Raw genomic sequence first — 8,789 nt, 5'->3', positions numbered from 1 at the left:
AAGACCCTGACCGTGCCGTCCAAGACGAAGGCCGGCGACAAGACCGTGAGCGTCACGGTCGGCAGCAAGGTCGCCGAGGCCTCGTTCACCGTCGTGAGCAACCGCCGGCGGTAGCGCGGTGACCGCCGCTAAGGTGAGGTGACAGTTGACGGGGGCGCACCAACGTGCGCCCCCGTACCGGTCTCAGGTCGATGCTCGATTGCCGGACCGTCACCGAGCTCAGCGGTACGCGGTACCTGATGGGCCTATCCGTGTACGGCTCGGCGTACGTCGTCGACGTCGTCGCGTGGGCTCGTCTGGTTTCTCCTACCCCACCATGTACACCTGTCCTGTCTGGCGGCCCTCGATCGACCGAATGTAGGCGCCAGCCGCGCGGCGGACCGGTACGGGTTCAAAGCCAGCGAACAGGTCGCCGTAGTCGGCGAGCGACTCGACGAAGACCGTCGGGCTGACCGCGTTGATGCGCTGCCTGCGCGGGAGTTCGATCGCCGCCGCCCGCACGAAGGATTCGACCGCACCGTTGGCCAGCGACGCCATCGACCCGGTCGCAACAGGGTCGCGGGCGAGCACGCCGGTGATGAGGGTGAAAGAACCCCCATCGGCCAGGTGGGCGCTGCCCTGCCGGACGAGCTCGACCTGGCTCAACGCCTTGCCGACCAGACTGTCCATCACGTCCTGATGGGAGAGCCGGTCCAGCGGGCGCCATGCAACGCTGCCCGCCGTGCTGGCTACAGCATCGACCGCACCGGCTCTGTCGTACATCGAGCGGATGGATCCGGGGTCGGTGATATCCACCGTGAGCGCGGGATCGCTGCGAGAGGCGGTGACGACCTCGTGGCCGCGCTCCCGCAGTGCCTGGTGCACGCTCCGGCCGAGAGTCCCTGCCGCCCCGATCAGCAACACCTTCATGTACGCCCCTTCCCTCGGCTGATATCGGAAGCATGCGGGCTCATAGCCTTTGCGGTCCAGCTACATAAACTCCAATGCTTGTTAAGCTTAGCTAATGTTGGATGTCAAACGGCTGATCCTTCTGCGTGATCTGGCCGACTACGGCACGGTGACCGCCGTTGCGGACCTACACCAGGTCACTCCGTCCGCCGTCTCCCAGCAGCTGCGCGCGCTCGAAGCCGAGACAGGGGCCGAGCTGCTTCACCGGGAGGGAAGGACGGTTCGGCTGACGGCGGCGGGCCTGGCACTCGCCGCCGAATGCGAGCACGTCCTGGCCGCCCTCGAACGCGCGGGCAGCACCGTACGGGCGGTGAGCAACGAAGTGAGCGGCGAGCTGCTGGTCGGATGCTTCCCCAGCGGCCTCGAGGAGATCGCGGCACCGCTGGCGGCGACACTCAGCCGGACCTACCCGCACCTGCGCCCGCGCATCATCGAGTCCGAGCCCGACGAAGCCCTCACCCAGCTCAAGCGCCGGGAGCTCGATCTCGCCATTGTCTACCGCTACCACCACCTCGGCACGGCCATACCCGCCGGCCTGACCTCGCGTGTGCTGTTCGACGAGCCCATAGCGCTGGCCGTGCCAGAGAAGATGCGGCACGCCGTGGACCGCCAGGGGGTGGGCGCATTGCGCCACCACCCATGGATCATCACTCCCGAGCCGAGCGACTGCCGTGATGTGCTCCTGCACATGTGCCACAGCGCAGGATTCAGCCCTCGCATGGACCACAGCTATCGAGACCTTCGCTCCGCGATCTTCCTCGTCGCGACCGGACTCGGGGCCACGATCCTGCCGATGATGATGTGCCGCAACCCGCCCGCCGGAGTGGCGATCCTGCCCTTCCCCGGCCCCGGCCGAGCAGTCGAGGCCGTCATCCGAACCGGCACGGACACCAATCCGGCCATCATCGCCGCGACCGCATGCCTGCAGCAGATGACCACATCAGCGGCAGCGAGTGCCGAAAATAGCGTCCCGCAGCCTGACCGGCAATTTTCCCGACCTCTCGAGATCGACTCTTAAGCAGCCGCGCAACGATGTTAAGCGCGCTATCTGATCACTAACCGTGACGCACCACAGAGAATGTGCCAGAGCCAGTTTCTCAAGCGGGGGGCGCGCGTCGCACGATCGGCTCGTCTATGTCCTCGCGCAGCATCCACGCGCGGCGGTCGGGTCGCCGTGGCTCATCATGCCAGGCAGATCCGGGACACCTTCAGTCCCGACGTGCCGAGTCTGGTGTATCGCGTTCCTGTGCGGATGGGTGCTCGCGATGCAGCGCCACTGCGAGCACGACGAGGGCGACGCCGATGAGCTCGGGGAGTAAGGGGAGCTGGCGGAGCACCACGGCGCCGATCACCGTGGCGGTGGCGGGCAGCAGCGCCACCAGCAGCGCGTACGTCGAACGGGCCATGCGCGCCATGGCGAGCTGGTCGCAAACGTACGGGATCACTGACGAGCAGATCCCGACCCCGGCCCCGGCGCCCAGTGCGACGGGATCGGCCAGGGTGGGCGCGGCCTGCCAGACGGCCAGCGGCAGTGCGAATGCCGAGGCGGCGAGCATGGCCGCGGCCAGCCCGTCGATGCCGCCGATCCCCCGCCCGAGCCGCGCCGCACGGTGCGCCAGCATGATGTAGCACGCGAACAGCACCGCATTGGCGAAGGCGAGGACGAACCCGATCGGCGCGCCCTCCCACCGCAGGTCGGTCAGCACGTAGACGCCGCCGGCGGCCGCCGCCAGTGCCACGACGTTGCGGGCCGTACGGGCGCCCAGCGCGGCCAGACCGATGACGGGCAGGAACTCGATCGCGGCCACGGTGCCGAGCGGGAGACGGTCGATCGCCAGGTAGAAGCAGGCATTCATGACCGCGAGCACCGCGCCCCAAGTGACGATCGTGCGACGGCCGCCGCGACCGAGCCGGGCTAAGGTACGCCACGGCCGCCGCCAGAGCGCCAGGACCAGCGCGGCGCTCCAGATCCTCAGCCCGGCCACCCCGAGCGGGGCGACCCTCGCGAACAGCAGCACGGCGAAGGCCGGACCGAGGTAGTGGAAGACCGCGCTCCCCACAAAGTACGACCATGCGGGCGCCGCGGAGAGGACGGCGCGCGGGCCCGGGATCGACATGCCTCCATGCTCGGCGGAGGCGTAGTTTGGGAGAATGGGGAACCGAAGGATCAATCCCGGGCAGGCGTACGAACCCAAGGAAATCGACGCCCTCGACCTTCGTATCGTCACCGAGCTGCAGCTCGACGCCAGAGTGAGCTTCGCGGAGCTAGGCCGCCGGGTCAGCCTGTCGGCCCCCGCGGTGGCCGAGCGGGTGCGGCGGCTGGAGGAGGCCGGTGTGATCACCGGCTACCACGCCGAGGTCGACCCGCGGGCCCTCGGCTTCCCCGTCACCGTGATGGTCCGCATCCGCCCCGAGATCCGGGAGCTCCAGCGCATCGCCAAGATCGCCAAAGAGGTGCCGCAGATCGTCGAGTGCTACCGGATGACCGGCGACGACTGCTTCTACTTCACCATGCACCTGCGATCGGTCGACGAGCTCGAGCACATCCTCGACCTTTTCACCCCGTACGGCCAGACGACGACGTCGCTCATCCACACCGCCTCTGTGCCACGCCGCCCGCTACCGCTCATGGGATGAGCACGCCCGGAGCTGTGTCCCACAGCGGAACACTGCGTGCCATGAGGCGTCCATCAGCGTTGTCACCAGCCAACAAGGCTGGCCAACCACTGGATCGGGCAAGGCAGGAGACGCCATGGCACGGATCAGGTTCGGAGCCTTTCTCGCACCGTTTCACTCGCCGATGGGTCAGGATCCGATCTCGGCCTACGGCTCTGCTCAACGGCGAGGAGGTCACCGCCAGGACAAGTCGGTACAACCTAGTCAATGCCCGGACCCAGTTCAGCCCGTATAGCGACTTTCGACATCGCGGTAGCGGCGGTCGCCTCCCCCATTGGGCCGCGCGCCGCCGGCAAGCACGGCGCAGGTCTGCTGTCGGTAGGGGCCACCGCCAAGGGCGGTTTCGACGTGCTCGCCCTCCACTGGGACGTCATGGTCAAGCGCGCCGAGGAGTTCGGCCACACGGCGGCACGGGAGGCATGGCGCCTGGTCGCTGGTCGGGCCGATGCACCTGGCAGAGACCAAGGAGCAGGCGATCGAGGACGTACGGCACGGGCTGGATACCTAGTGGCGACTACACCCAGCCTGTGGTCGCCGCCCCCACCTCCGCGCCGCTGGCGACACCTTTGAGAATCGGGTGGCGTGGGTCAACGAGACCGGGCTTGGCGTCATCGGCACTCCCGATGACGTGATCGCCCAGATTGAGCGGCTGGAGAAGCAGTCGGGCGGCTTAGACACATATCTGCTCATGCTTCACGAGTGGGCACGGCCAGCCGAGACATGCGCCCCTACGAGCTGTTCGCCCGATATGTCAAGCCCCGATTCCAGGGAGCGACGACGCGCCTGAAGAACGCCGAGCGGTACGCCATGGCCCGATGGAGCGAACTCGACGAACGCCAGGGCAACGCGATCCAGGCCGCCACCGAACGACACCAGCAAGAACAGCGCTTGCGCCAGTCCTAGCAGTCCGATATGAGGCCTCGGTCTCTGCTGCTTTGTGGACGCGCTCTCCCGGCGGGGCTGGCCGTACGCCGATCTGGATTGAGAGAGATGTTCGGAAGCCGCTTCGACAACAGGCATTCCGGACCGAGCTTGAGCGAGCGACGTGAACACCATCTGGACGATCCTGGATCGCTGGCAGCGGCACGCCAACCGCCCCCTCGACGGGAATCCTCAGGACCGGACCCAGACGAGCGATGGTGACGCGGCTCGGCCCGGCATTCGTCGCCTCGGTCGCTTACATCGACCCAGGCAACTCCGCCAGCAACTTCGCCGCCGGAGCACAGTACGGCTACCGAATCGTCTGGGTGCTCATGGCCGCCAACGTGATGGCGATGTTTGTCCAATACTCCTCGGCCAAGATCGGTATCGCGACCGGACAGAGCCTGCCCGCGCTGTGCCGGGCACGCTTAGAGCTACTGACAAAATGATCTAGGGTCGTGTCCCGCAGGGCTGCTGATCGTTGATCTCGGCGTGAAAGGGTGGAGCAGCTGCCGTGGATCGTGCCGGACAGCTTGTGGGAGCGGATCGAGCCGCTGCTGCCGAAAGTAGAGCGGCGCCAGCGCCATCCGGGCCGTAAACGGCTGGATGACCGGCTGGCGTTGCAGGGCATCTTGTTCGTGCTCAACACCGCGATCCCATGGGAGCTCCAGCCCCAAGAGCTGGGCTTCGGCTCGGGGATGACCTGCTGGCGGCGGCTGCGCGACTGGCACGCAGCCGGTGTGTGGGACAGGCTGCATCAACTGCTGCTCGCGGAGTTGCATGCCGCTGGTCAGCTGGACTGGTCCAAGGGGTGATCGACAGCTCCCACGTCCGGGCGCTCAAGGGCGGCCCAAAACCGGGCCGAGCCCGGTTGACCGCTCCAAGCCGGACTCGAAACACCACGTCATCACCGACGGCAACGGGATCCCCCTCGCCGTGTCGTTGACCGGCGGCAACCGCAACGACGTCACTCAGCTCCTGCCGCTGATCAAGGCAATCCCGCCGGTGCGGGGCCGCCACGGCCGCCCTCGGCGGCCCGCCTGCCTGTACGCCGACCGCGGTTACGACCACGACAAGTACCGCCGTCTGGTCTGGCGCACCGGCATCAAACCCATCATCGCCCGGCGCGGCACCCCGCACGGCTCCGGTCTGGGCATTCACCGGTGGGTGATCGAGCGGACGATCGCGCTACTGCACTGGTTCCGCCGCCTGCGCATCCGCTGGGAGGTCCGCGACGACAACCACGAAACCTTCATGACCCTCGCCGCCGCCATCATCCGCTGGCGACGGCTCACGAGAAGCTGATAAGAGGTCAGCGATCGGATCCAACCGCCGACAGGTCTCCAACGGCGTCGGCGTAGCAGGGCGTTTCGGCCAGGTGGAACGCGATCTGCCGGAAGGTCCAGCCCTCACCGGGCGACCGGTCGAGCTGGTCTGGAGTGAGCGCGATCAGTCGGTCGGCCCAGATCTGACTGAGCCGGGTGAGCCGACTCCTGGCCTCGTTCAGGTCTTGGTCAGTGAAGGGCGCCAGATCGGCAGGGGTTGTGCTCGCCGACGCATGCCAGCGATCAGGGATCGTGGGGTTGCCGGCCAGCCGTGCTTCTACCTCGGCGAGGTGATCGATGAGGTGATCGGTGACTCGGCGGATTGCCTTGTGCGGGGTGTAGACCCGCTCATCGGCGCGCACCGGGCGACCATCCCACGCTGTCCAGGTCGCCGCCAAATCGAGTACATGGTCGATCATTGACGTCACGACCAGCGCCGGTTCGCGATCATCAGTCGTCGGGATCTCATCGGACATCCACGGCCTCCAGCTCAATGCGTTCACGACCAGACAGGGCACACACACCGATCCCAACCCGGCGGCGACAGACAACGGCCCCGGCACACAACCTAGGACCCGAACATCTCGATGGGCATCGAAGCATGAATGCACGGCCAGTCAAGATTCATTCTGATGGGACCACTTAGGCGGACGGACGAACACCATCCTGGGGGATACAGGGTGAATTGGTGGCGATGGCGACCGATGTGGCCGAGTTCGTGGGCGCCTCTGTCGGGCTGCATCTGCCTTTCGGGATGTCGCCGCAGGTCGCCGGGGTCATCACCGGGGCGATCGCGTTCACCCTGCTGTCCCTCCAGCGGCGGGGGTTCAAGAGCTTCGAATTGGCCGTCACCCTGCTGCTGGTGGCGGTGACCGGCGCGTTCGTGTTCCAGGTCCTCGAGGTAGACGGCCAGTCCCCCGCCGCCGCGGTCGCCGGGCTGGTGCCGGGCATCCAGGAGCCGACCAGACGACTCTCGTCGTGGCCGTGGTGGGCGCGACCGTCCGGCCGCACGCGGTCTATCTGCACTCCTCCCCGACCGAGGGTCGAATCAGGACGGGCGGCCAGGCCCAGCGTGGGATCCTGCGCGCTACACCCGGATGGACTTCCTGATCGCGCTGAGCATGGCCCGGGGTCGTCAACCTGTCCATGCTGCCCATCGCCGCGGCCCTGATCAGCCGCGACCGGCCGACGACAGACATCTCCATCGCGGAAATCCACGCGCACATGGCCGCCGAGGTGAGCACGGGCTGCGCTATCTGATCGCCGCCTTCGCATGGTCGGCGGACTAGATCTCCTCCCATCGGCTGCCACCGGTTTACTGTCGCAGAATGCCAATGCCGGCCAGCATCGGCAGATTCCGAAGACGTGTCGGGAGATCGCGGGTTGGCCGCCAGGCCGCCACCGGAACCAAACCCGGTTCAACATAAGCGAAGCCATCGAACATGCCGTCGATCTCGTCTCTCGTTCTTCCGCTGATGTGCGTGCGCGTGGCTCGTCTGTAGATCAGCCTGGCTTCCATCAGGTCAGAGCGGGTCAACATATGGCTGATTACCAAGCAACTTCCCGGCACCATTACCTCACGGAAAGCGCCCACAAGCTTTCCGGCGGCTTCGTCCTCCAGGAAATGGAGAACCGCGACGAGCAACACGGCGACGGGTTTCGTGAAATCGATCAAGTTTTGTATATCACTATCATGAACGATATCATAGGGTGTTGTCATGTCGGCGCCAACGGCGATCGTGCGATCGTCTGTCGGTAGCATGGCACGGGCGTGACTGAGAACCATTGGATCATTATCAACGTAGGCAACCCGGGCGCCAGGGTTCTGACGACGAGCGACCTGATGCGCATTTGGTCTGGTAGGAAAGCCAGCACCAATATCGATAAATTGTTCAACGTTGGGCGCGAGGTACTCGACGGCGCGTACGAGAAATTTGCGATTCTCGCGCGCCACTATAGGAGCCAGTGGTGATGATTTGATAATCTCTGCGGCGCTTGTCCTGTCCGCTTCGAAGTTTTCCTTCCCCCCGAGTAGATAGTCGTAGATTCGAGCTGGATGTGCGACGTTGGCGTTAACGTGGGCAGCGATTCGAGTCTGGCTGGCCGGCCGTAGTCCTGAGTCAGACAGGTTGCTGGCCAGGTTATGGGCCGCGTTGCGTACTAGGGGATGTCGGAATCGGAACCGTCCGCCAATTCTTGTTGGGTGTATCAGGCCGTACGTTGTGATCTCATCGAACGCCGCCAGAACATCATCTTTGCCTAGTTGTGTGGCTGCGGCGATATTATCAGGGTCGAATTCGTCAGTGATCAGCGAGGCCGCCTGTACGACCTGGAATGCGACGGGTGATAGGCGGTGCAGTTCGCTGTACAATGCCGCCTGGACCGAGATAGGAAGTTCGCCCTCGCTCTCGGTATCTTCGCCGACACCGATCAAGGCTCTGGGGCTCCGCATATACGCCAGTGCTTCGAGGTAGAGGGGAATGCCATTGCTTGCTTCATGAATGGCCCGACGGTGTTGAGCCTCAACTTGTGGGCCCAGGAATTCTTCGGTCTCAGTCAGGGTAAATGGGTCTGCTCGCACCAGTTGGCCGTGGCGGAGGACGGACTCGATGAGAGAGGCGATCCGAGGTTCCGTCTGCCATTGGCGATATGCAATCGCAATCAGCACGTTCCCGAGTGGTGGGTGACGAAGGAGATGGTCGAGTAGTTCTATCGAGGCCTCGTCGGCCCAATGGATATCGTCCAGAAGGATCGCGATTCCCGATGTTGCGGAGAGCCTTTCCACTAGAGACCGTATCGCGCGATATGTGCGATAGCGCGTCAGTGCGGTTACCTCCGGCCAATCGACGGTCTCATCCGCGGAGGCTGCCGATATGGAGGGGAAGACGCCGGTTAGCAGCCGTGTAGCCGCCGCACCCA

Annotated in this window: 9 protein-coding genes and 1 pseudogene; 6 read left to right on the top strand and 4 right to left on the bottom strand. The window is 65.4% G+C overall.

Annotation, left to right across the window (positions count from 1 at the left end; genetic code table 11):
- Nucleotides 1-306: 306 nt before the first annotated feature.
- Nucleotides 307-909 carry a short chain dehydrogenase gene (locus ACFLIM_RS49770; RefSeq protein ID WP_393177872.1) on the bottom strand — a complete coding sequence of 201 codons (603 nt, stop codon included), beginning with the start codon at nt 907-909 and terminating at the stop codon, nt 307-309.
- A 94-nt stretch (nt 910-1,003) separates the two neighbouring features.
- On the opposite strand from ACFLIM_RS49770, the gene ACFLIM_RS49765 reads away from it, so the two are divergent.
- Entirely contained in the window at nt 1,004-1,966 is a 963-nt protein-coding gene (locus tag ACFLIM_RS49765) for a LysR family transcriptional regulator (RefSeq protein ID WP_393177870.1), read from the top strand.
- Between the two features lie 190 nt (nt 1,967-2,156).
- Here ACFLIM_RS49765 and ACFLIM_RS49760 read toward each other — a convergent pair whose 3' ends face one another.
- Nucleotides 2,157-3,065, bottom strand: a complete 909-nt coding sequence (locus ACFLIM_RS49760) for an EamA family transporter (protein WP_393177868.1) — start codon at nt 3,063-3,065, stop codon at nt 2,157-2,159.
- Between the two features lie 34 nt (nt 3,066-3,099).
- Between ACFLIM_RS49760 and ACFLIM_RS49755 the strand changes: the two genes are divergently transcribed.
- The 4 genes and pseudogenes from ACFLIM_RS49755 to ACFLIM_RS49740 all read left to right on the top strand — a co-directional run bounded on the left by ACFLIM_RS49755 (nt 3,100) and on the right by ACFLIM_RS49740 (nt 5,850).
- Nucleotides 3,100-3,585 (top strand): Lrp/AsnC family transcriptional regulator, encoded by a 486-nt coding sequence (locus ACFLIM_RS49755; RefSeq protein WP_393177866.1) that lies wholly within the window; start codon nt 3,100-3,102, stop codon nt 3,583-3,585.
- Nucleotides 3,586-4,323: 738 nt separating this feature from the next.
- A complete protein-coding gene (locus tag ACFLIM_RS49750) occupies nt 4,324-4,527 on the top strand; it encodes a hypothetical protein (RefSeq protein ID WP_393177864.1) in 204 nt (67 codons plus the stop codon).
- Between the two features lie 233 nt (nt 4,528-4,760).
- Nucleotides 4,761-4,994 carry an Nramp family divalent metal transporter gene (locus ACFLIM_RS49745; protein ID WP_393177862.1) on the top strand — a complete coding sequence of 78 codons (234 nt, stop codon included), beginning with the start codon at nt 4,761-4,763 and terminating at the stop codon, nt 4,992-4,994.
- 60 nt (nt 4,995-5,054) lie between these two features.
- A pseudogene (locus tag ACFLIM_RS49740) lies at nt 5,055-5,850 on the top strand (IS5 family transposase).
- Nucleotides 5,851-5,857: 7 nt separating this feature from the next.
- Here the strand turns inward: ACFLIM_RS49740 and ACFLIM_RS49735 are convergent.
- Complete coding sequence (locus tag ACFLIM_RS49735) at nt 5,858-6,346, bottom strand: hypothetical protein (RefSeq protein ID WP_393177860.1); 489 nt, start codon at nt 6,344-6,346, stop codon at nt 5,858-5,860.
- A 197-nt stretch (nt 6,347-6,543) separates the two neighbouring features.
- Here ACFLIM_RS49735 and ACFLIM_RS49730 point away from each other — a divergent pair, with 197 nt between their 5' ends.
- Nucleotides 6,544-7,041 (top strand): divalent metal cation transporter, encoded by a 498-nt coding sequence (locus ACFLIM_RS49730; protein WP_393177874.1) that lies wholly within the window; start codon nt 6,544-6,546, stop codon nt 7,039-7,041.
- A 144-nt stretch (nt 7,042-7,185) separates the two neighbouring features.
- Here ACFLIM_RS49730 and ACFLIM_RS49725 read toward each other — a convergent pair.
- Nucleotides 7,186-8,789, bottom strand: a 1,604-nt coding sequence (locus ACFLIM_RS49725) for an SAM-dependent methyltransferase (RefSeq protein ID WP_393177859.1), incomplete at its 5' end; no start/stop codon positions are given.

This window comes from Nonomuraea marmarensis (assembly GCF_043197025.1).
GTDB classification, from domain to species: Bacteria; Actinomycetota; Actinomycetes; order Streptosporangiales; family Streptosporangiaceae; genus Nonomuraea; species Nonomuraea marmarensis.
This window is presented reverse-complemented; position numbering and strand designations above follow the sequence as displayed.